Below are 21,979 nucleotides of genomic sequence, written 5' to 3' on the forward strand. Positions count from 1 at the left end.
ATAGTAAACCTTGTAACCTAATTCTTATCACTTAATCCCTTAAAAAATGAAATACTGTGCTTTTCTCCGCGGCGTTAATGTCAAAGGAACCAACATGAAAATGGCTGATGTATGCCAGGTCTTTAAAAAGGCCGGAATGCAGGATGTAGGTTCTGTATTGGCTTCAGGAAATATTGTGTTTTCTTCTGATCAAAATGCTGAAGATTTAAAAACAACTTTAGAGAAAGCGGTGTCTGACCATTTCTCTTATGAAGCTTTTTTATTCATAAAATCTCAGGAAGAGACGGAGATTTTCAGGAACAGTAATCCTTTTGAGAAAAGTGATGATCTGCACATTTATGCTTTTGTAGGGAATCCCGGAGTGGAAAATGTTTTGATGGAAGAGTTCACAAAAGCTTCTAAAACAGAAAATGAAAAAGCGGAGATCATTGACAACCTATTTTACTGGCAGGTTCCCAAAGGAAATACTCTGGATTCTTCATTCGGGAAAGTTCTGGGAAAGAAAAATCTTAAAGATCAGTTCACCAGCCGGAATATCAATACTTTTGAAAAAGTCCTGAAGAAAATGAGTTCTAGATAGATAGATAGATAGATAGATAGATAGATAGATTTTTCGTAATAATAAAAGATAAAATCTGTGTCATCTGTTACATCTGTGGGATAATAAAATTATTAAGTACATATACACGAATTTAGAAGAACGTCCTGTGTTTTTTAAAAAAATAATTCTAAAAAGGGTTGGGTTCAAATGCTATTCTCATTATTTCCCTCTAAAACCCTAAAACCCGAATCCCAATCAAACCCCTCAAATAATTTCCGATTCTGAAACTTTATAAGTATTTTTACTGAACTTTTTAATTCAAATAAAAATGATCCAGTATTTAGATAATATTCATCACAAAGATTCAAAAAACTTTTTCCTTATTGCCGGTCCATGCATCATTGAAGGTGAAGACATGGCCTTGAGAATCGCAGAAAAAGTGATCCAGATAACCGATAAATATAATATTCCTTATATTTTCAAAGGAAGCTTTAAAAAAGCCAACAGAAGCCGTGTAGATTCTTTTACAACCATCGGTGAAGAAAAATCTTTAGAAATTCTTAGAAAAGTAGGAGAAACCTTTAATATTCCTACAACAACAGATATCCACGAAAACGGTCATGCCGCATTGGCAGCACAGTACGTTGATGTGTTACAGATTCCAGCATTTTTGGTACGTCAGACCGACCTTTTGATTGCGGCGGCAGAAACAGGAAAATGTGTTACTTTGAAAAAAGGACAATTTCTTTCTCCCGAATCCATGAAATTTGCTGTTCAGAAAGTAACAGATTCCCATAACCAGAAAGTAGCGATCATCGAAAGAGGAAATTCTTTCGGATATACAGACCTGGTTGTAGATTACCGAGGTATTCCAACCATGAGAGAATATGCGCCTGTTATTCTGGATGTAACCCATTCATTGCAGCAGCCTAATCAGAGTTCCGGAGTAACGGGTGGAAGACCGGATCTTATAGAAACAGTGGCTAAAGCAGGAATCGCAGTAGGAGCAGACGGAATATTTATTGAAACACATCCTACCCCGGAAACCGCTTTATCAGACGGAGCCAACATGTTAAGATTAGATTTATTGGAAGATTTGTTACAAAAATTAACAAGAATCAGAGAATCAATTTTGTAATTGTTAAAAAATCCCTATTTTTAGAAATTCTTAAAACATTTCTTTTGAAAAAACTAGTTTTACCATTGAGCCTTGTGGTTCCTATGCTTATTTTCTCTCAAAACAGAAAAAGAGATACAGCAGAAAAAGTAACCGATATTGAGGCGGTCGTTTTCCAGAAAAAAGTGGTCGGAAGGACGAACGACATCACCAATGTCAGGATTTCAGCAAAAGATGCCCAAAGTGTAGCCTCCATAAGTGGTGGAATTGAAGGACTTCTTAAAACACTTCCTTCCGTCAACTCCAACACCGAGCTGTCTTCCCAATACATGGTACGTGGTGGAAACTATGACGAAAACCTTATCTATATCAATGATATTGAGATCTACAGACCTTTTCTGATCAGAAATTCACAACAGGAAGGAATGAGTATCATCAATCCTGATATGGTTTCTGCAGTCAATTTCTCAGCGGGAGGGTTTGAACCAAAATATGGAGATAAAATGTCTTCAGCATTGAATATTTACTACCGTGAACCTGAAAAATTAGAACTTTCAGGAGAGGCTAGTTTAATAGGGGGAAGATTGACAGCCGGACTGGCTTCAAAAAATAAAAAACTGACTGCTTTATTTTCTGGCAGATACAGGAATACGAATCTTGTTCTGAATACATTGAACGAGGATACAGATTTTAACCCTACCTATTGGGACTTCCAATCGTATATCAATTATCATTTCAACGATAAATTCTCCATGTCATTTATCGGATATTATTCCAAGAATGATTATGAAATGGTTCCTAAGGCGAAGAGTGTCACTTTCGGAAGCCTTAATCAGCCTATTACAGTGAATATAGGCTACAGGGGACAAGAGCAGGATATGTACAAAAATATGATGGGAACTTTCTCCATGAACTATAAGCCGTCTGATAAGTGGAAGCTTACCTTGGACAGTTTTGCTTATCAGAATAGAGAAAAAGAATATTATTCCATCTCTTCAGGGTATGAGATCCAGACTTTTGATCCTGTAACGCAGTCTCCAAACCCTTCTTTTGACGGAGGAGGACAGATTGAGCATGCGAGAAATGATCTGTTCGTGAGAACATACGGAACCCAGTTCAGAGCCAAGTTTTCTCCCAATATCAATACCGATATCGAGGTAGGCTTTAAATATGAAAAAGAAAACCTGAATGATAATACCAATGAATGGAAACTGGTTGATAATGTCGGGTACAGCATTCCACGTCCGATAGATGATCCAAGAACCGGAGGAACAGGAGATCTTAATCTTTTCTACCATATCGCCGGGAAAAATACGATAGAACCTTCCAGACTTTCTGCCTATGCACAGTATTCACAGAAATTTTACTGGGGAGCCAGCAAAGTATTTGTTAATGCAGGAGCCAGAGTGTCCAACTGGAGCTTCAATAAGGAAACCATCTTTTCGCCAAGATTCCAGTTTGCAATAAAACCTGACTGGGATACCGACATGCTTTTCAAACTTTCCGGAGGTGTTTACTATCAGGCGCCTTTCTATAAAGAGATCAAGGATCTTGACGGAAACTTCAATTCCAATATAAAATCTCAGCGTTCGATGCAGTTAATTCTTGCCAACGATTACGAGTTTTATATGTATGACAGACCGTTTAAGCTGACTACAGAGGCGTACTATAAGAAAATGGATGATCTGATTCCTTATTATATGGATAACGTGAGAATCCGCTATTCCGGTAAAAATAATGCTTCAGGGTATGCTTATGGAATTGATACCAGACTATTCGGGGAATTCGTTCCCGGAGTCGATTCATGGTTGTCTGCAAGTTATGCCAGAGTATATGAAAATATAGACGGAAGAGGCGATATTCCAAGGCCTACAGATCAGAGATTCAGATTTGCGATGTTCTATCAGGATTATATGCCGAAATTCCCATCCATGCGTGTCAATCTTACTTTGGTATACGCCATGGGACTTCCGAACGGAGCACCGGTTTTCACCGATCCTTATCAATATCAGAGAACACTTCCTTCATATAAAAGAGTGGATTTAGGACTTTCAAAAGTATTCATCGATTCCAAAGACAAGAAAAATCGTTCCGGTTTCTGGGGGAATTTTGAAGAGTTGACGTTGGGTGTTCAGGTGTTCAATGCGTTTAATATTAACAATACAGTGGCCAACCAGTGGATTACAGATTATAATACCAATGTAATGTATCCGGTTCCGGTACGTCTTACAGGCCGTTTCTTCAATGTAAAACTTGAATTTAAATTGTAAGATAGAGGTTAGAAGTCAGATTGTAGAAATTAGAATTTCGCCGACCCATGAAATCTGCTCAATCTGCAAAATCAGCGAGAGTACAAAATAAAGAAGGCTTCTGAACTATTCAGAAGCTTTTTTATGATGACTGAATTTTATAACAAGTATACATAATTTTATAACAGTCGTTTCTGGGATATTTTTACCTTTGTACAACCAATGAAAAAGATTCTCGCCATATTTTTCTCTGTTTTCTACTTTGGATTTTCTTCCGGAGCAGCTTTCAGCGTACATTTCTGTATGGAAGAGTTTGTTTCCGTAAGTCAGAAAACCACTGATATCTGTGGCAAATGTGGCGTTAAGGAAAAAAAAGGATGTTGTAAAACTGAGGTAAAAGTAGTAAAAGTAGACGATTCCCAGAAATCCGATCTGCTGATGATTGATTTTTTAGGGCAAATCGCTCCGGCATTTACACAGCATCAGTATTTCTTTACAGATCAATCTTTTTCAGCATCAAAATTTACCAGAATAAGAATCAACGGGCCGCCAGCGTACAGGCCGGTTCCCATCTATATCAATCATTGTCATTTTAGAATTTAAGATCTGTCTGTTGTCTGTAGTGTTCAGATGAGCATTCCTTCGTGGACAACGCGGTTCAACGCATGATGCGTTTCCATTATTCTTTATTAAAATTAATTCTAAAATTTAAAACAATGAAAAAGTATATCATTACAACAGTTCTATCTCTGTTTTCTATTATTTCACTTTCTGCTCAGTCTAAAAAAGACGCTCAGGTTTCCAAACTGTATCAGAACTATATTGCCATTAAAACAGCTTTAGCTTCAGATGACGCAGACAAAACCTCAAAAGCAGCCGCTGAATTCATCAAAACAGCCTCAACCGTTGACTATAAATTAGTTTCGGAAGGAAACCTTAACATTCTAAGAAAAGACGCCACAGTGATCTCTGATGCCCGAAATATTACAGCGCAAAGAGAAACTTTTTCCAATCTTTCTGAGAATATGATCGCCTTGACCAAAGAATTTAAACTTTCTGAAAAGCCGGTTTATGTTCAGTATTGTCCAATGGCTGATTCAAACTGGTTAAGCGATGAAAAACAGATCGCGAATCCTTACTACGGAAAATCTATGCTTTCTTGCGGAAATGTAAAGTCAGAAATCAATTAATTATCCTATTTAATTTTAAAACAATAGATTACATAGCTTAAATTAAAATTGACTTTAGGCTATGTAATGTTAAAAAGTTCGGAATATTATGAAAAAAATAATAATATTTCTGGTGCTTTTGTTCTCTGTTTTTACTTTCGCGCAAACCACGAAAACGTATTATACCTGTCCGATGCATCCTGAGGTAGTGTCTTCTAAACCCGGAGATTGCCCCAAATGCAAAATGACGCTGGTCAGGAAAACCGTTGCAGTAAAACCTAAAGTTGTGGCGAAGCCAGAGCAGAAAGCAATACAAAAGCCTGCAGAAATTAAAAATAATAAGGTTAAAGTGAAAACTGATGCAAAGCCAAAGATGAAAGAGGCCGGAAGAAATAAGACTGATACAAAGTCTAAGCCTTCACAATCTGTGCAGCAGTCTCAACTTAAGTCTTCTCAATCTCAGCCTAAAATAAAATCACTCTACAGCTGTCCGATGCATCCTGAAGTGACTTCAGACAAACCCGGGAAATGCCCAAAATGCGGAATGGAAATGGTAAAAAAAGAGAGTCATCAGCACATTGCAGTAGAGGAGCCAAAAGAAAATCCATCCGTCTTCAAAAGAAATTCTGAAAACGGAAGAGTGACTTTCGGAGGGAAAACAGTAAGATATGATCTCTATGTAAAAGATACGATCGTCAATTTTACAGGAAAAAAACGAAGAGCTATTGCGATCAACGGAAAACTGCAGGCTCCCACTTTATATTTTACAGAGGGAGATACCGCAGAAATTTATCTTCATAATATGCTGAAGGAAAATACCGGACTGCATTGGCATGGCGTAATTCTTCCCAATGAACAGGATGGGGTTCCCTACCTTACCACAAAGCCTGTAACCCCTGGAGAAACCCATTTGTATAAGTTTAGAGTATCTCAAAACGGAACCTATTGGTACCACTCCCACGAAGCCCTTCAGGAGCAGATTGGGATGAACGGGATTTTAGTATTCAATAAAAGAGAAGGTGAGCCTAAACCTTCCTATACAAAAGAAATTCCGGTATTACTCGGAGACTGGAGCGATGAAGACCCGATGCAGATCGCGAGAAGGCTTCATATGGCCAATACAGACTGGTATGCCATTAAAAAAAATGCAGTCCAGAGTTATTGGGAAGCCATTAAATCCGGAAATTTCGGAACAAAAGCATTAAATGAATGGAAGAGGATGGAAGCCATGGATGTAAGTGATGTCTATTACGATAAATTTCTCATCAACGGTCTTCCAAGCTCTGATTATTCTAACCTGAAAGCAGGTGATAAAGTAAGACTCAGAGTAGCCAATGGCGGATCATCCACCTATTTCTGGCTGAATTACGGAGGTGGAAAAATAAAAGTAGTGGGAAACGATGGAAATGATGTCGTTCCGGTAGAAGTAGACCGTCTTATCGTCGGGGTTTCCGAAACGTATGATATTGAAGTCACGATCCCTGAAAATAAAAGTTTTGAATTCCGTTCTACATCGGAAGACAGGGTAGGACATGCTTCGTTATGGCTTGGTGCCGGAGAAAAAGTGGAAGCTCCGAATCTGCCGAGACTGCTGTTGTTTGAAGGAATGAAAATGATGAATGGCATGATGGAAATGAGCGGGAATATGAAGCCTATGAATATGACGATGGGAAATCAGATGATGGACATGAATGAAGTGATGTATCCGGAACTTTCCGAAAGTCAGAGAAAAATGACGATGAAGCACATGAATGAAATGATGGGTGTTAAAACCAAAGACTCCGGAGGAAAGCAGGAAGATCATTCCCAACATTCAGGGATGGATATGAAAGAAGAAAATCCGATTAAAAGGCTGTCATACAATCTTTTAAAATCTCCTGAAAAGACCATTCTGCCGGATGATAATGTTAGAGTACTGAAGTTTACACTGGAAGGAAATATGAATCAATATCTCTGGACGCTGGATAATAAAACGGTTACAGAAACAGATAAAATCCTGGTTAAAAAAGGCGAAATCCTGAGAATTACAATGTACAACAATTCCATGATGCGCCATCCGATGCACCTTCACGGCCATGATTTCAGACTGATCAATTCAAAAGGAGAATATTCCCCGCTGAAAAATGTAGTCGATATTATGCCTATGGAGACCAATACGATTGAGTTTGCAGCCAATCAGGACGGGGATTGGTTTTTCCACTGTCATATTTTATACCATATGATGGCCGGAATGGGAAGAATATTCAGCTATGAAAATTCAAAACCAAATCCACAGCTGCCGGACAGAAAGCTGGCCTGGAAAAACTTCCTGAAGGATAATAAAATGATCAGCTCCATGGCCATGCTGGATATAGCAAGTAACAAAGTACATGCTGAAAGCATGACGATGTTCGGACCAAGATGGGCCAACCTGAATCAGTTTCACTCTAACTGGGATTTTGATCACTTTGAAGGCAATGTGAAAGTAGGAAGATTCCTGGGGAAATTCCAGTGGGCGCTTCCATACGCAGGTTTAAGAATTCAGAAAAACCATGAGATTATGGAGAGACAGATGGCCGAAGATATGGGAATGAAATTCCGTGGTAAAAAGACCTGGTTCGGACAGCAAAAAGCTTCAAAAGACCAATATGCATTCATGGTCGGAGTACAGTATATGTTACCGATGCTGGTGACGGCAGATGCAAGTGTGGATCAGAATGGAAAAGTGCTGTTGGAATTAAGCAGAGAAGATATTCCGATTTCCAGAAGGATCAGAGGAAATTTCAGTCTCAATTCTGACGGAGAATTTTCAACAGGACTGAGATATATTGTACAGAAATGGGTGTCAGTCTCCGGAAATTATGATAATGAAATGGGATGGGGAGCCGGACTTACTTTAACCTACTAAACAGAGACTGCCAAACAGGCAGTCTTTTTATTTTAAAAGGATGAGTAGTAATTTTGTATTTAAATACAATAAAAAACAAAGTTTTACATCTCCAGTTTAATAATCTTTTCAGCAAGCTTTTGATTGGTGCTTTCCGGGATTAATCGCATCAAAAAGTTACGCATTGCATTTCCCTTTTCCCACTGGGAAATCTTTCCTATTTTCCAGCTTGTACTGACGATATAATTTACTTTGTCCCTTCTTATTTTTTGAAATTTTTCAAAAACAACATTAAAATCCTGATGGGTTTCAAGCAATCGGCCAATGATGTAGGCGTCTTCAATAGCCTGACAGGCGCCTTGACCCATATTGGGAGTCGTAGCATGAGCAGCATCACCGATCAGGCATAGGTTTTCAGAATACCAAAGAGGAATAGGAGACAGGTCGATAATATCATTGAGTATAGTATTGTCTTCTAAAGTCGCCTCCAGAATGTCCAAAACAAGAGGATGAAAATCTTCAAAATAATTAGAAATATTCAGATCACGTTTGTACATTTTTTCATTAACCAAAGCATACCAATACAACTTGGTGTCTGAAATCTTCACAAATCCGAAGCGCTTTCCTTTTCCCCACATTTCAATGGCTTCCTGTTTAAACTCTTCAGGTAAATCAAATTCTGCCAGTCCACGCCAGCACTTTTGCCCTGCATTACGGATTCTTCCCGTTTGTAGAATCTGATCTCTGATCTTAGATTTTATCCCGTCTGCGCCAAAAACTATTTTACTTTCTGCCTGAACTCCATGTTCAAAATGTAAGGAGTAATTGTCTTTCTTTTCAATCTTATTTAAAGAGTGATTAAGCTGAATATGTTCATATCCGATGTTTGCTGCCAGTATTTTCTGTAGTTCAGCCCTGTGAATGGCGACATTACAGGAGTTGTATTTTTTTTCAAGAGCAGGAATACTGGTTTTTGTGATAGGTTTTAATGACTCATCGGTGATGGAAATTCCATGAACTTTATTTCCTGCATTTTCAATTTTTTCTTTTAGACCCAACCTGTCGAAAATCTGCATGGCATTCACAGCCATCATGATGCCGGCTCCAACAGATTTGATTTCCGGTGCAGATTCATACACTTTAAAGTCAAGCTGATGTTGTTTCAGAATATTTCCCAGCGTCAGTCCGCCGATTCCGGCGCCTATAATTGAAATGGTATTCATCAGAGTCGGTTTTGATCTTTTAAAGTGTTAAAATATAATTTTCAGATACTTTCTTAAATCCGTATTTATTGAAGAAGTGATGAGCTCCTGTATTATTGAGCCCACTTTCAAGCATTACAAAACTGATATTCCATTTTTTAGACTCTTCCACAGCCTTCTCCAACAAAGTACTTCCCAGCGATTGTCCTCTGAGAGAATGATCCAAAAGCATATCTTCTAATACCGCATAATTTTTGTAGCCGTTAATAATATTGAAAACGAGCATTCCTATGATTTTTCCTTCTTCATTTTCAGCAATCAGAATATTTAATTTTGAATTCTGATCCGCAGTAAATCCAGAGTGAAACTGAGCGGTTAATATGTCTTTTAAATCAGGATTCCAATGGTTTGCATCCAAAGCTCTTCCTGATATAATCTCGCCATGCGAAATATAGGAATCCGTTTTGTGGGTGATAAAAAAATTAACCAATTCTTCAGTTCGTGCGGTATCGGAAAGCCATTTTGTAGTGTAATGCATTGTTTTTATTTCAATTTTTTCAATTCGTTCAGTAATTCATTTTGTTTTTTGATGAAATTTTCCAGACTGTCTGTTTTCAGAGGATGTGCATTCTGGTATTTTTCGATCTCAGGAAGCGTTTTTCTGATTTTAAAAGCAACATAGTAGCTGTAAATAGTTTGGCTATTACGATTGATTTGTATGGTGAGTTTTTTTAGTTTTTGCGTTTTTAAATAATATTTATCCGAACTTTCTTTTACTAAATTGATGATTTGTTTTCTTAAAACAGAATCATTAATACTTTTTGCTCCATATTCAGCGTCAGAATAATATTCATCGTTTTTACGGAGTATATCGTTATATAAGTCTTTGACTTTACGGCTATCTTCCTGTAATAGAATAATTTTTTTGTCCAGCCTTTTTAGACTTTCATCATTTTTAATTTGCTCATAATAAATTGCATCAAGCATATTTTGGCCTTTACTATACCTTGTTGAGGATAGTTTGGAATCAGCATTATCAACGGCATTTTCCATAGCCGGAGCATTTTCGGACTTGCTTTCTGTACATGAAAGTATGGATAAAGCCAGTGCAGAAGCAAAAAGTATTTTTTTCATAATTTTTTTGATTGGATTTTCCTTATTAGTTGAAGATAGTCTAAAAATTGTTACATCCATTATACAACAGAATGCAAATCGAAATTTTTATTTTTAAAATTTAAAGAGATTTTAAAATTTCCTAGGCTCGTATCCCCTTTAATTTTAAGAATATCATTGTGTATTTCTTTAAAAGAAATTTTAAACCTGGGAGAAACGGATGGGAAAATTTCTGAACTGCTGCTTAACTGTAAAATAGGCCTGTTGAAATGAATAATAAATATTTCATCTTCTAAGAATAGAATCTGAGCCTTAAGGTAAGTAAGTTTTGAACCAAACTTTGAATAGCTTTCTATATTGGTTTCAACATTTTCTATAATGGTATAATGTCTGCCATCTAGATATCGAAAAAAAATAATCCGCCTATATTTGTGATAAAAATAGAGGAGAACGTTAATTAAAACAGCAAATAAAACGGTTCCTCCGATAAAAAAAGATATATCCGTGTTCATAGATACAAAAATAAAAAAACGGAGCCTGAAAACAGACTCCGCATACATTGTTTTGCGCTAAAATTTATTTACCTAAATAAGACTTCAAAATCTTACTTCTGGTATTGTGCTTCAATCTCTTAATTGCTTTTTCCTTGATCTGACGTACTCTCTCTCTTGTAAGATCGAAAGTTTCGCCGATTTCTTCTAAAGTCATCGGGTGTTTTCCGTTCAATCCGAAGTATAATCTTACCAAATCAGCCTCTCTTGGAGTCAAAGTATTCAACGCTCTTTCAATCTCAATCTGAAGAGATTCAAGCATCAAATCTTTATCCGGACTTGGAGATTCTCCTGAACGCAATACATCATAAAGATTAGAATCTTCACCTTCTACTAAAGGTGCATCCATGGACAGGTGTCTTCCGGAGTTTTTCATAGATTCTTTAATATCTTCCTCGCTCATGTCAAGAACTTCAGCCAATTCTTCCGGAGAAGGAGGTCTTTCATTTTCCTGTTCAAGGTGAGCGTATGCCTTATTAATTTTGTTGATGGAGCCGATTTTATTCAACGGAAGCCTTACAATTCTTGACTGCTCAGCTAGAGCCTGTAAAATTGACTGGCGAATCCACCAAACCGCATAAGAGATAAATTTGAAACCTCTAGTTTCATCGTACCTTTTTGCCGCTTTCATCAATCCTAAATTACCTTCATTAATTAAATCGGGTAAAGAAAGACCTTGATTTTGGTATTGCTTGGATACAGAAACTACGAAACGAAGGTTGGCCTTGATTAATTTCTCCAGTGCAGCTCTGTCGCCCGCACGTATTTTTTGTGCCAAATCTACTTCTTCGTCCGCAGTGATCAGTTCCACTTTACCAATTTCCTGCAAATACTTGTCTAATGAAGCAGTTTCCCTGTTGGTTACCTGCTTAGTGATTTTTAATTGTCTCATCTATTTTTATCCTCAAAAAAGAGTTACTATATATTATACGTACGAAGGGGTAAAAAGGTTACACGGGTTTTAATTATTTTTTAAATTAAGGAAGGAAAAGAGTAAAGACGTGAGATTAGTAGATTTGAGACATCAAATAGACTATGAAGTTCAAATCTGAATTTTTACTTTTTATCTTAACCTTCCATTCCAACAAAAAAAGCGAAACCGAAGTTCCGCTTGCAAAGTGAAGAATGAATAATTAGAAATTAAAAATTCTTTTATGATTTTAATGTTTACCAGTCATTATTAAAACAAATCGTTCAATAATTTTGCCAGTCTAAGACCTCCGTACAAAAGCTGTCTTTCAAGAGTATCATTGAATTTGTATTGATAGTCGTACGCTAATTTTGAATCGTTGGGAGTCTGTGCATAGATCTTATTGGCGATTTTGTGAGAATCATACAGCCAGTCTTCTACAGTTCCGGTCTGAATCTGTGCCACTTCATCCTTTGATTTGATATCTAAAAGTCGGGCATACTCTGTGTAGCTGTATTTCTGAGAGTCTACCAGTTTTCCGTCCCATACAGAGTGAAGATTGGTTTTTTCTCCGAAATAGGTAACATTGATCTTGTTTCCACCAAGATCTTCAGCTCTTCCTACGTGAAGGGGCTGCGCAAGGTCTCCCATAATATGAATAAGGAAGATTAATGCAATTTTTCTGTCTTTTTCAGAGGTTTTTTCGTCTTTGATCTGGCTGGACAAGGTGTTTACCTGAGTGTAAAGACTCGGACCTGCCTGCATTTTCAGTTTCTGGTCAAAAGTTTTAAAATCTGTCTGTGGATCAATGTTCACGTAATGCCATGCTGAAGCTTGTTTCCAGGCACCTGTGGTATCCGACTTGATAAAGTCCGGCCAGTTCGCCCAATACGCCAGACGTTCTTTACCCATTATTTTTTTGATTTCTCTTCTTGCCTTCCCTGAAAGATGGTTTTCTGCGATCTCTGCGATCACCCGGTGTCCCGTTAATCCCCATGCGTAAGAATAAAGTGAAGATGAAATGAATGCTAAAATCAGAATTTTAGAATAAATACTTTTCATTATAAATAACATTTTACAAGCTGCAAAGATACGGCCCGGTTTCCGAATCTCCATCAATGATGAGCAATTTCTTATCCCATGAATGTTAATAAAACTTAATCTAAATAAAAGGAATAAAGTATAAAATTCTCTGAAATTGCAAAATTAAATGGGTTTTGTATTGTAAACCGATGGGTGCCAGAGAGAAGCTGTCAATTTAAAAAATAGGCCTTAAAACTTGGAAAAACGTGGTATTACCGTATTTTCACGGAATTTGTCATATATTATTCCCACTAATGTTAATAAATTAGTACTTTTAAAATAAAATTGTTGGTAATTTATTTTTTCAAACTTATGAGATATATTATCTTTACAAGTCATAATCACAGGAAACACTATGTATGAGAATAATATTGTAGACATGTATTACAATAAACTGCAGACCGACTTCAAAGCTGAAGCCGTGGCGGTGAATCTTTTGAAATATCAGCGTGCGGTAAGCAATATATTTATAGAGCGGATCGGGATCAACGACCGTGCTTACCTGAAGGATATCAAAAGTATTTCCAGCAGTTATTTAGGATTTGATGAAGAAGTCTTCACAATAGAAACCTATAGAGAGGGGATTTATGACTATCTTCCTGAAGGGGTTTTTCATCCACCGTCTTTGGGGGCTTCCCGAAAGAATGTGGATACGGTAGTTCGTGAAATCCGTAAACAAAAGAAAATAGAAGAGGACGCCCGGAAATTTTTCCGCCCTTTTGAGCTTGAAGTTTTTTTTACAGAAATCAGTTCTCTGCTTAAAGAATACGAGTTTGATATTTCAAGCAGTACAGATACGCTTTTGGAAACCGTGAGCGAGCTGTGGCCACTTATCAAAATGCTTGACGAACAGAATGCTTATATTTTCATCTATATTTTGCCGTTTTTTCATCAGATCAGAGGAGACAAGAAATGGTTTGAAAGATGCATGACGGCTTTTCTGCAGGTACCGGTGGAAGTTACTTTTGCCCCCAATATTATAGATCGGATAGAAAGAAATGATGATTCTATGTTATTGGGCAATTCAAAACTGGGAGTTACCTATATTCCCAGCGGAAAGCATATGGATGGCCAGAGGAACTGGGTGGTCAATATTGGGCCTATTCCTTATACAGAAATGAAAAAGTATATTGCCGGAAATCCGTTCAGAAATGTACTTCAGGCTTTATATGATTATTTTCTGCCCGTAACGGTAGACGTAGTGGAAAATTTTATTACAGAGAAAGAAGAATATTCGTTCAGTCTTGAAGATGATGAAAGAAATGCCAGCCGTCTTGGATACTCTACATTCCTCTAAAATAATTTATTATATTTACAACAACCAACCAAGTATAAATTTGAAAAGAAGCTAATGGAAATTTCTTCAGTAAAAGGTATTTTTTTAAGGTATATTTTAATGCCTTTAATCGCGGTTATTATGATGTTTATTCTGGGGTTCCTCAGAAGAAATAAACCTGCGATCAAGATTAAAGTAATTATTATCTATGTTCTTCTATGCAGTTTATGTCTGGCTCTGCCTGGAATTTTCGGTTTTGCAGGAAATCTTTTTAATCCATACTGGTATCTTATAGCCCAGGTTTTCTATCTTATTTTCGGGATTATTCATGTTAATTTACTGCACAGATATTTCAGAAAGCATATTGATTCAGTGGGCATGAGTATTTTGTTTGAATCAATACTTTCATTGACATGTATTGCTTTTGGAGGATTTTTATTTACTCTGATCTTTAACTGGATAAGTAAAGGAACCGGTTATGCTGTCATGGCTGCCACAAGCATGGTGATCTTCATTGTTCCCATGGTATTTTATTACTGTTATGTTCAGTTTATCAGCATTCCTTTTGATATCTACAAAACATGGCGATATTCACCGGATCAGAAACTTCCTGATTTTGATGGGGTGGATTTTGACAGATTGATGGTATTGAATGTTGAATTGAGCAAAAATCTGGAAGACACCAACCGATTTAGAATCAAAGCCAAAACGTTGCCTACGGGTGTAACTTTCGGAGACTGGTTTTATAGGGTAGTGGATGATTATAACCATAAAAATCCCAATTCAATCATTCATCTTTCCGATATAGAAAAAGAACCTTATTACTGGATTTTTTACACCAAAAAATCATTTTTCAGTTTTAGAAAATATATTGATTTCGACCAGGACATTTCTACCAACAGCATCTCCGAAAATGAAGTCGTGATCTGCAAAAGAGTGATCCAGCATGAGGAAGAAGGAGTATTGAAAAAATCATAATCACAGAAAATCTAAAAGTATTACATATGATACAGCCTATTAAACATTTTGCGATCAATTGGGTAGATGGGATGAAAGTTTCCCAGAGACACCTTAATGATCAGGATAATTTTTTAATTGACACGATCAGAGATTCCAGTTCGCTGGGTATCAACACATATAATTACGGTCTTTTGCCCATTTCCAATGAATTTACTGATAAAACAATTTTTGATGTCCATAATACCGCGACCAATGATGTTCAGCTTGTGATCAAAAGATGCAGCGCGATCACAATGGCGGGTTATCGTATTGATTTAACGGACAGAAGAGTAAGTGTAAAATCTCTGGCAAGATCAATGAACGAAGAACAGGCAGACGGAGATTATTATATCCTGATCTCGGTTAATCCTTTTGATAAAGTACCTTTTGGTGATATTGACCCGGAGGAAATTCCACCCCGTCATCCCAATGCACAACCGAATCACCACATCGAATTGCTTCCCGTAACTTCGCTGAACAGCAGTTATTCTGGAGGAAATTATCTGATTATCGGAAAGGTAGATTTAAAAGCCAATATCGCTCAGGTAGATTCTAATTTTATTCCGCCGTGTACGTCTATTCAGAGTCATCCCGTTTTGCTCGATTATTACGGAAGCTATGCAAAATCAATAGGGAACCTTCAGCAGTATGCCTTTAAAATCATTCAAAAAACATCTCATAAAAATCAAAATACCGCACTGGCACAAAACGTTAAGTATTTGTGTACTACGATGGTGAATACATTTGGAGATATGTATTTCCAATTTAGAAATATTATTCCTTGGCAACCGCCTGTATTTTTGATTGAGGCATTCGCAAAACTGGCTCTCCATCTTTATAATTCTACTCAGCTTCTTGTCCCTGCCGAACTGGAAGAAATGCTGAATTACAGCTTGGAATGGAGTGAGATTGCCCCGCATACCTTACTGAACCAACTTTCTATTGTGGCAGAAACCAACTATGACCACCACAATTGCGGAGAACCGTTGCTGTATATTCAGCAGATGCTTCGCAGCTTGGAAATCATCTTCTCTAAATTAAGCGAACTAGACTACATCGGTCAGAGAAAAGAAAATATTATTGTCAACGAACAGGAAGTTTCTTCCAATACCAATCCGAAGAGAGGTTGGAGTGTTTTAGACTAATCAAAATAAGTAACTATACCAATCCCGGATTTCAACTTTCGGGATTTTTTATGTGAAAAAATAAATTAAATCATCAGAATCAATAAAACATGGACCTCAATATTATTAGAAGAGATACTCCCGGCTGTTCCGATAAGCTATTTTTTAACAGTGCGGGAGGATCACTGATGCCGGAAACTGTAGCGAAAACAATGATCAGTCATATTCATTCAGAACAGCAATATGGAGGATATGAGGCGGCTGACAGGAATGCTGAACACATCAATCAATTCTATGAACAAGCTGCCAGGTTGATTAATGCTCAACCTCATAATATGGCCTTTACGGTGAGCTCTACCGATGCTTATGCTAAAGCTCTATCAAGCATCAGGTTTGAAAATGACGATGTTATTATAACAACGAATGATGATTATATCTCAAATCAGATCGCTTTTATATCCCTGCAGAAAAACTTAGGCGTTAAAGTAATCAGAACCAAAAATCTTGCGGATCATGAACTGGATCTGGAAGATTTGGAAAATCTTGTTAAAAAATACAATCCAAAACTTGTGGCTGTAACGCATGTTCCTACCAGTTCCGGACTGATTCAGAACGTGGAAGGAGCCGGAGAAATTTGCCGCCGGTATGATATCTTGTATCTTGTGGATGCCTGTCAGTCAATAGGGCAGATGGTTGTAGATGTAGAAAAAATAGGGTGTGATTTTCTGACGGTAACGGGTAGGAAATTTATGCGTGGGCCAAGAGGAACAGGGTTTTTATATGTATCCGACAGAGTTTTAGAAAGAGACATGGCTCCCTTATTTTTGGATATGAGCGGGGCAGAATGGAGCGCTTTCGATGATTATAAACTGCTTAAAACGGCGAAACGATTCGAACATTGGGAAACTTCCATCAGTTCAATTTTAGGGTTTACAGAAGCTGCAAAATATGCTAGTAAAATAGGTTTGCATACTATTGAAACGTATAATAAAAAACTGTCAGAAAGTTTGCGAAATGGCCTTCGGAATAATGGCTTAAGAGTTTTGGATCAGGGAAATAACTTATGCAGCATTGTTACGTTCTGTGCTGCTGATCACAGTACTGAAAAGATTTATAAAATATTGAAAGAGAACAACGTCTATTTTTCAGTAAGCAATAAAAGTAATGCTCTGATTGATTTTACCTTAAAAAATCTGGACAGAGCTATCCGGCTGTCACCTCACTATTTTAATACTCAGGAGGAAATTGATCAGGTAGTCAGGATGTTGGCAGGATAGTGAAAGGTATCGGGATCTGGTGGCTTCGGGACTCCCGGCCACCAGATTCTAATGATGAAGTTAACGTAACTTATCTTTTACTTCTTCACCAATATAATTTCCGTAGCCTTTCTGCTGATCACTTCTTTGTTGTTGCCAATTTCTATTGTCATTGATTTATCAAAGTCTTCAATTTTAACTACCTTGATCCGGGTATTCAGAAGAAGCTTTCTTTCATTTAGATAGCTTAGAAACCCATCGTCTGAGATGGTAACAGAAGCAAAGGTCACGGTTTCCCCAACCTTACAGGCACTCAGTTTCTGAAGGTCCTGGGCAATAATATTTCCGTCTTTGTCAGGAATAGGTTCTCCGTGCGGATCAAATTTAGGATAATCCAGGATTTCATCCATTTTATCGAAGAAGACCTTTGAATGAACATGTTCCAGTTGTTCTGCAATTTCGTGGACATTTTCCCAGCCGAAGTTCATTTTTTTTACCAGAAACATCTCAGTAAGTCTATGCTTACGAACGACCAGTGCTGCTTCACGCTTTCCGCTGTCTGTCACGACCAATGGCTTATAGGTTTCGTAGATCACCCATTTTTTGTCGGCAAACTTCTTCATCATATTATTGACACTCGGCATTTTAACGCCTAGAAATTTGCTAAGTTCATTGATGGTTACTTTCCCTTCATTGTCAACTAAATGAAACAAAGCTTTCAGATAATTTTCTTCTGTTAATGTCGCTTTCAAAATGTTAGATGATTTTCAGTACAAATCTAACAAAATATTATATAAAATTAGGGCTTGTTATTTTAACTTTTTTTAATTTTACTCTATGAAATTTTCATTTAAAAACGACTATTCTGAGGGATGCCACCCGAATATTCTACAAGCACTTGTACAATCTAATTTTGAACAACAAGCCGGATATGGAGAAGATGAATATTCTCTGCAGGCCAAAAAACTGATTAAAGAGAAAATTAAAAACCAGGATTCTGAAATTTATTTGGTTTCAGGAGGAACGCAGGCCAATCTGATTGTGATCTCCGCGATTCTGAGGCCTTATCAATGCGTCATATCAGCAGCGCCGGGACATATTTTAAATAATGAAACAGGAGCGATTGAGGCTACAGGACATAAAGTTTTGAGTATTGATACACAAGACGGGAAACTGAGACCTTCTGATATTATTCCGGTTTTGGAAAGTCATGGAAATATTCCGCATCAGGTAATGCCGAAGCTGGTGTATATTTCAAATTCTACAGAGCTGGGAACGGTTTATCTGGCTCATGAACTGGAAGAGCTTTCCGAATTTTGTCGTCAAAAAGGCCTTTATCTGTTTATGGATGGTGCCAGATTGGGACATGGACTGACTTGTGAAATCAACGATCTTACGCTGGAAAGAGTAGCGGAACTGACAGATATTTTTTATCTTGGGGGAACTAAAAACGGGGCATTGATAGGAGAGGCTATTGTGATTAATAATAAAGAGCTACAGCCTGATTTTGCATTTAATATCAAACAAAAGGGGGCATTACTGGCCAAAGGAAGACTTCTTGGTATCCAGTTTATGGAGCTGATGAAAGATGATTTGTATTTTGATCTTGCCAAACATGCGAATGTTCAGGCTATGAAAATCAAAAATGCGATGAAAGAAAGGGGAGTACAGTTTCTGTCCGATACGTATACCAACCAGATTTTCCCGATTATCAGCAATGAACTTATCGAAATACTGTTGGAACATTTTGAATTTTTTGTGTGGAAAAAGATTGATGACCAATCTTCCGCTATCCGTCTTATTACCTCATGGAATACGAGCGATAAAGCGGTAGAACGTTTTATAGAGATCATCAAAAAAGAACTTCAATAAACGATATAAAAAAGGTGGCTGAAGCCGTTCAAGCCACCTTTTCATTTTTTTTATATCGATTGAAATAATTACTGGTCCTCAGAAAGAATTTTCTTAATTCCCTTAATCACTTCATTTTCAAGTCTTCTTATTTTCTCTTTTTTCATCATTACATAAAGCCCGATCGGGAAAAACATGATGAGAAAAAAAGTGGAATCCAGCTGCGTCTGGGTAGCTATTTTTCCAGTTTCCGGATGCGTGTCTATTTTCACATTTCCTGTTAAAGTAAAACCGCTGGTCCGAACCTGCAATGCTCCAAAGCTTGTCTGGATTTTGTATTTAGGAAATATCTTCCTGAGTCCTTCAATAAGTTCCGTTTTTGAAAAAGGTCTTACCTGTAAATGCTGCATGTTTATTGATGATTTTTTGTTATTATGAGTGAGAAACTCTAAAATAGCAAATACCATGCAGAATATTTCAAATAAAAGAGAATAATCTGGTTTTTAGATTATTTTAAAGCTTTGGTAACCAATTTACAGTCGGCTGCCTGTAGTTTTTGTCCGTCTTTATAGCTGATCTTTTTTTCATCGGCATACTTAGACTGTCCGTCTTCTTCTTTGTGATCCCCAATTCCTTCCGTTAAGATATTGTCCTTTTGAATAAAGAAAATATCTCTTTTGCTTTTTGTTCCTTCAGATTGGAATTCATAAGTCAATTTCAGCGTATCTCCTGATTTAAAGCCGCTTATATCTCCCTTTGAAATGTCTTTTTCACTGTTTTTATATGTTAATTTTCCTGTAATGGTCCCTAGATTGTCATCAATTGATGCAAAAATGCTGTCTTTTCCGGTAACGCCCATATAGCAGAATGATTTTGGTCCGAGTGTATCTACTACAGGTTCTACTATCGCAGCAGTGTCGGTTTCAGCTTTTGGAGCCGGCGTTTCTGTTTTTTTATTACAGTTTACAAGAAAAACCGATACTGAACCCAATAAGATTAATTTTTTCATACCCAATGTTGTTATATTAATTCAAATTTCAATGTACTAAATTAGTAATAGTATTTAAATATGAAAGAATATTAGATATAAATAATCCGGGATTTTTCTTAAACGAATAAGATTGATCATTTTTTTAACAATATTTAAGGACTCAGTAAAATTTGGGCACCTTAAGTGATCTTTTTTATGGACTATAATTTTATACTATCTAAAGTGGACTAAAGTGTTACAAATAATAGAATGTCTTAAGTCACAAAAGTTTTCTTGAAACACTTAAGTTTTTTTTTAAGTTTCCAACTTTACGTATATAAAGTACACTTAAGTTCTTTGAAAATCTTTGATTTTTAACTTTAATACTCTCAAACCCTCAAACTTCCTCTAAAACCTCTTGCTGCGTAATAAGAATCTGCTCCATTATGGTACATAAACACGGTATTATAACGGCGGTCACAGAAGATAGCTCCGCCTAATTCGCGGATGTTGGCAGGTGTTTTTATCCAGCTTGATGTTTTTAAATCAAATTTCTCCAATTCCTGAAGTTGGCGGTACTGTTCCTCTGTTAAGAGTTCGATGCCCATTTCAGATGCTTTATCAATGGCGTTACTTTCAGGTTTGTTGGCTTTTCGGGATTCCCAGGCCTGATGATCGTAGCAGAGACTTCTGCGTTTAGGACTTTCGGGGGAACAGTCGAAGAAGATGTATTCGTCTGTTTTTTTGTCATAGTTTATCACATCGGGTTCACCTTCCGTTTCCTCCATTTTGTTCAGTGACCAGAGTTTTTCGGGAGCTGCTTCCAGTTTTGGCTGGATCTTTTCCCAGCTCAGACCTTTGTGGCGGCTCATATTTTTTTCAAAGCGGGCTTTGAGTACTTTTAAAAAATTTTCGCTTTGTTCGGGAGTTAAGATTTTATTGTTCATAGTAGATTCTGTTTTTGGATTGGTTTCGTGTTTCTATGAGTTATTTTATTAAGTTAATCGTTGAGACCTTTTCCTGTAAGGATCTGAGGAATACATTTTTCAATTCTTGTTTCTCTGGTTTTGGATTGTTTTGCAGAAGAAAAGTGGAGCAGGTAAGCTCTTTGCCTTCCCGGAGTGAGGGCTTCAAAAGCTTCTTTTAATTCAGGATTTTCATCCAGTTTATTTTGAAACTCTTCAACCATTTCAAACGCTTTTGTTTTCTTCATTTCAACTTTAGCACCTGATTCTTCAATTTCAATGGCTTGAAACATATAAGATCGAAGAGCTTCCTCCAGATCATTGATTTGCTGTACATCAGTAAAACGAATCTGTCTTGCAGCCTGTACATTTTCAGATTGCTGAATCAAAATCTGATCAGGATCTTTCATCAGGGCACCTTTAAAGAAAAGAACTGCACAATATTCTTTAAATCCGTGGATTAAGAAAATATTTTTCCCCTGATAGGTATAACAGGGACATCCCCATTTTAACTCTTCTACAAGCTCGGTGCTTAAAGCTATAGTTCTTAACTTTTCAAATTCTTTCTGCCATTGATTGGCTTTATCAAAGAAAAAATCAACTTTTGGATTCATGTTTTTAAGTTTTAGTGTTGGAGTGTATTAGAGTGGGAGAGTAATAACTTTCAAGGTTTAAAGTTTAAAGTTCAAGGTTTTTATCCTTTCAATAATCATTGAAGATTCATTTGCAAAGCAAAA

The 21,979-nt window shown here is 37.0% G+C and carries 21 protein-coding genes; 11 read left to right on the forward strand and 10 right to left on the reverse strand.

Features of this window, described 5'->3' with window-relative positions:
• The first annotated feature begins 46 nt into the window (after positions 1 to 46).
• The 6 genes from EG346_RS18425 to EG346_RS18450 all read left to right on the forward strand — a co-directional run bounded on the left by EG346_RS18425 (position 47) and on the right by EG346_RS18450 (position 7,963).
• A complete protein-coding gene (locus tag EG346_RS18425; RefSeq protein ID WP_123880643.1) occupies positions 47 to 580 on the forward strand; it encodes a DUF1697 domain-containing protein in 534 nt (177 codons plus the stop codon).
• A gap of 289 nt (positions 581 to 869) precedes the next feature.
• Complete coding sequence (gene kdsA / locus EG346_RS18430; protein ID WP_073334491.1) at positions 870 to 1,679, forward strand: 3-deoxy-8-phosphooctulonate synthase; 810 nt, start codon at positions 870 to 872, stop codon at positions 1,677 to 1,679.
• A gap of 44 nt (positions 1,680 to 1,723) precedes the next feature.
• A complete protein-coding gene (locus EG346_RS18435; protein WP_123880645.1) occupies positions 1,724 to 3,928 on the forward strand; it encodes a TonB-dependent receptor plug domain-containing protein in 2,205 nt (734 codons plus the stop codon).
• A gap of 201 nt (positions 3,929 to 4,129) precedes the next feature.
• The gene (locus EG346_RS18440) at positions 4,130 to 4,510 is read left to right on the forward strand and encodes an HYC_CC_PP family protein (RefSeq protein ID WP_228426091.1); all 381 of its coding nucleotides are present in this window, start codon (positions 4,130 to 4,132) and stop codon (positions 4,508 to 4,510) included.
• Positions 4,511 to 4,623: 113 nt separating this feature from the next.
• Positions 4,624 to 5,097, forward strand: a complete 474-nt coding sequence (locus tag EG346_RS18445; RefSeq protein ID WP_123880647.1) for a DUF3347 domain-containing protein — start codon at positions 4,624 to 4,626, stop codon at positions 5,095 to 5,097.
• 88 nt (positions 5,098 to 5,185) lie between these two features.
• On the forward strand, positions 5,186 to 7,963 hold the full coding sequence (locus EG346_RS18450) for a multicopper oxidase domain-containing protein (protein WP_228426093.1): 2,778 nt from the start codon (positions 5,186 to 5,188) through the stop codon (positions 7,961 to 7,963).
• A gap of 83 nt (positions 7,964 to 8,046) precedes the next feature.
• Here the strand turns inward: EG346_RS18450 and EG346_RS18455 are convergent, their stop codons facing one another.
• From EG346_RS18455 to EG346_RS18475, 5 genes are all read right to left on the reverse strand, one after another.
• A complete protein-coding gene (locus tag EG346_RS18455; RefSeq protein WP_123880649.1) occupies positions 8,047 to 9,165 on the reverse strand; it encodes an FAD-dependent monooxygenase in 1,119 nt (372 codons plus the stop codon).
• A gap of 19 nt (positions 9,166 to 9,184) precedes the next feature.
• A complete protein-coding gene (locus EG346_RS18460; RefSeq protein WP_123880651.1) occupies positions 9,185 to 9,682 on the reverse strand; it encodes a GNAT family N-acetyltransferase in 498 nt (165 codons plus the stop codon).
• A gap of 5 nt (positions 9,683 to 9,687) precedes the next feature.
• Complete coding sequence (locus EG346_RS18465; RefSeq protein WP_123880653.1) at positions 9,688 to 10,278, reverse strand: hypothetical protein; 591 nt, start codon at positions 10,276 to 10,278, stop codon at positions 9,688 to 9,690.
• Positions 10,279 to 10,833: 555 nt separating this feature from the next.
• Positions 10,834 to 11,700: a sigma-70 family RNA polymerase sigma factor gene (locus EG346_RS18470; RefSeq protein WP_055859010.1), complete on the reverse strand. Its 867-nt coding sequence runs from the start codon at positions 11,698 to 11,700 to the stop codon at positions 10,834 to 10,836.
• Positions 11,701 to 11,988: 288 nt separating this feature from the next.
• The gene (locus EG346_RS18475) at positions 11,989 to 12,780 is read right to left on the reverse strand and encodes a S1/P1 nuclease (RefSeq protein WP_073334498.1); all 792 of its coding nucleotides are present in this window, start codon (positions 12,778 to 12,780) and stop codon (positions 11,989 to 11,991) included.
• A 400-nt stretch (positions 12,781 to 13,180) separates the two neighbouring features.
• Between EG346_RS18475 and EG346_RS18480 the strand changes: the two genes are divergently transcribed.
• The 4 genes from EG346_RS18480 to EG346_RS18495 all read left to right on the forward strand — a co-directional run bounded on the left by EG346_RS18480 (position 13,181) and on the right by EG346_RS18495 (position 17,477).
• On the forward strand, positions 13,181 to 14,098 hold the full coding sequence (locus EG346_RS18480; protein WP_228429348.1) for a type VI secretion system baseplate subunit TssG: 918 nt from the start codon (positions 13,181 to 13,183) through the stop codon (positions 14,096 to 14,098).
• A gap of 54 nt (positions 14,099 to 14,152) precedes the next feature.
• Entirely contained in the window at positions 14,153 to 15,055 is a 903-nt protein-coding gene (locus EG346_RS18485; protein WP_073334500.1) for a TssN family type VI secretion system protein, read from the forward strand.
• Positions 15,056 to 15,081: 26 nt separating this feature from the next.
• Positions 15,082 to 16,221: a hypothetical protein gene (locus EG346_RS18490; protein WP_073334501.1), complete on the forward strand. Its 1,140-nt coding sequence runs from the start codon at positions 15,082 to 15,084 to the stop codon at positions 16,219 to 16,221.
• A gap of 89 nt (positions 16,222 to 16,310) precedes the next feature.
• On the forward strand, positions 16,311 to 17,477 hold the full coding sequence (locus EG346_RS18495) for an aminotransferase class V-fold PLP-dependent enzyme (RefSeq protein ID WP_123880657.1): 1,167 nt from the start codon (positions 16,311 to 16,313) through the stop codon (positions 17,475 to 17,477).
• Positions 17,478 to 17,554: 77 nt separating this feature from the next.
• On the opposite strand, the gene EG346_RS18500 is transcribed toward EG346_RS18495, so the two are convergent.
• Positions 17,555 to 18,208 (reverse strand): metal-dependent transcriptional regulator, encoded by a 654-nt coding sequence (locus EG346_RS18500; protein ID WP_073334503.1) that lies wholly within the window; start codon positions 18,206 to 18,208, stop codon positions 17,555 to 17,557.
• A gap of 85 nt (positions 18,209 to 18,293) precedes the next feature.
• Here EG346_RS18500 and EG346_RS18505 point away from each other — a divergent pair, with 85 nt between their 5' ends.
• Positions 18,294 to 19,328: a threonine aldolase family protein gene (locus tag EG346_RS18505; RefSeq protein WP_123880659.1), complete on the forward strand. Its 1,035-nt coding sequence runs from the start codon at positions 18,294 to 18,296 to the stop codon at positions 19,326 to 19,328.
• 68 nt (positions 19,329 to 19,396) lie between these two features.
• Here the strand turns inward: EG346_RS18505 and EG346_RS18510 are convergent, their stop codons facing one another.
• The 4 genes from EG346_RS18510 to EG346_RS18525 all read right to left on the reverse strand — a co-directional run bounded on the left by EG346_RS18510 (position 19,397) and on the right by EG346_RS18525 (position 21,856).
• Positions 19,397 to 19,717 (reverse strand): hypothetical protein, encoded by a 321-nt coding sequence (locus tag EG346_RS18510; protein WP_123880661.1) that lies wholly within the window; start codon positions 19,715 to 19,717, stop codon positions 19,397 to 19,399.
• A 98-nt stretch (positions 19,718 to 19,815) separates the two neighbouring features.
• Positions 19,816 to 20,316, reverse strand: a complete 501-nt coding sequence (locus tag EG346_RS18515; protein WP_123880663.1) for a hypothetical protein — start codon at positions 20,314 to 20,316, stop codon at positions 19,816 to 19,818.
• A gap of 350 nt (positions 20,317 to 20,666) precedes the next feature.
• Positions 20,667 to 21,224, reverse strand: a complete 558-nt coding sequence (locus EG346_RS18520) for a DUF4256 domain-containing protein (protein WP_123880665.1) — start codon at positions 21,222 to 21,224, stop codon at positions 20,667 to 20,669.
• A 53-nt stretch (positions 21,225 to 21,277) separates the two neighbouring features.
• Positions 21,278 to 21,856 (reverse strand): YdeI/OmpD-associated family protein, encoded by a 579-nt coding sequence (locus EG346_RS18525; protein WP_123880667.1) that lies wholly within the window; start codon positions 21,854 to 21,856, stop codon positions 21,278 to 21,280.
• Between the last annotated feature and the right edge of the window lie 123 nt (positions 21,857 to 21,979).

Origin of the sequence: Chryseobacterium carnipullorum (assembly GCF_003815695.1) — a bacterium.
Classification (GTDB): Bacteria; Bacteroidota; Bacteroidia; order Flavobacteriales; family Weeksellaceae; genus Chryseobacterium; species Chryseobacterium carnipullorum.

Coding starts and splice junctions, on each gene's coding strand:
- EG346_RS18510 (WP_123880661.1), bottom strand. CDS start 19,717: ATGCAGCATTTACAGGTAAGACCTTTTTCAAAAACGGAACTTATTGAA.
- EG346_RS18460 (WP_123880651.1), bottom strand. CDS start 9,682: ATGCATTACACTACAAAATGGCTTTCCGATACCGCACGAACTGAAGAA.
- EG346_RS18525 (WP_123880667.1), bottom strand. CDS start 21,856: ATGAATCCAAAAGTTGATTTTTTCTTTGATAAAGCCAATCAATGGCAG.
- EG346_RS18505 (WP_123880659.1), top strand. CDS start 18,294: ATGAAATTTTCATTTAAAAACGACTATTCTGAGGGATGCCACCCGAAT.
- EG346_RS18440 (WP_228426091.1), top strand. CDS start 4,130: ATGAAAAAGATTCTCGCCATATTTTTCTCTGTTTTCTACTTTGGATTT.
- EG346_RS18465 (WP_123880653.1), bottom strand. CDS start 10,278: ATGAAAAAAATACTTTTTGCTTCTGCACTGGCTTTATCCATACTTTCA.
- kdsA (WP_073334491.1), top strand. CDS start 870: ATGATCCAGTATTTAGATAATATTCATCACAAAGATTCAAAAAACTTT.
- EG346_RS18495 (WP_123880657.1), top strand. CDS start 16,311: ATGGACCTCAATATTATTAGAAGAGATACTCCCGGCTGTTCCGATAAG.
- EG346_RS18445 (WP_123880647.1), top strand. CDS start 4,624: ATGAAAAAGTATATCATTACAACAGTTCTATCTCTGTTTTCTATTATT.
- EG346_RS18475 (WP_073334498.1), bottom strand. CDS start 12,780: ATGAAAAGTATTTATTCTAAAATTCTGATTTTAGCATTCATTTCATCT.
- EG346_RS18450 (WP_228426093.1), top strand. CDS start 5,186: ATGAAAAAAATAATAATATTTCTGGTGCTTTTGTTCTCTGTTTTTACT.
- EG346_RS18520 (WP_123880665.1), bottom strand. CDS start 21,224: ATGAACAATAAAATCTTAACTCCCGAACAAAGCGAAAATTTTTTAAAA.
- EG346_RS18455 (WP_123880649.1), bottom strand. CDS start 9,165: ATGAATACCATTTCAATTATAGGCGCCGGAATCGGCGGACTGACGCTG.
- EG346_RS18425 (WP_123880643.1), top strand. CDS start 47: ATGAAATACTGTGCTTTTCTCCGCGGCGTTAATGTCAAAGGAACCAAC.
- EG346_RS18480 (WP_228429348.1), top strand. CDS start 13,181: ATGTATTACAATAAACTGCAGACCGACTTCAAAGCTGAAGCCGTGGCG.
- EG346_RS18515 (WP_123880663.1), bottom strand. CDS start 20,316: ATGAAAAAATTAATCTTATTGGGTTCAGTATCGGTTTTTCTTGTAAAC.
- EG346_RS18490 (WP_073334501.1), top strand. CDS start 15,082: ATGATACAGCCTATTAAACATTTTGCGATCAATTGGGTAGATGGGATG.
- EG346_RS18485 (WP_073334500.1), top strand. CDS start 14,153: ATGGAAATTTCTTCAGTAAAAGGTATTTTTTTAAGGTATATTTTAATG.
- EG346_RS18470 (WP_055859010.1), bottom strand. CDS start 11,700: ATGAGACAATTAAAAATCACTAAGCAGGTAACCAACAGGGAAACTGCT.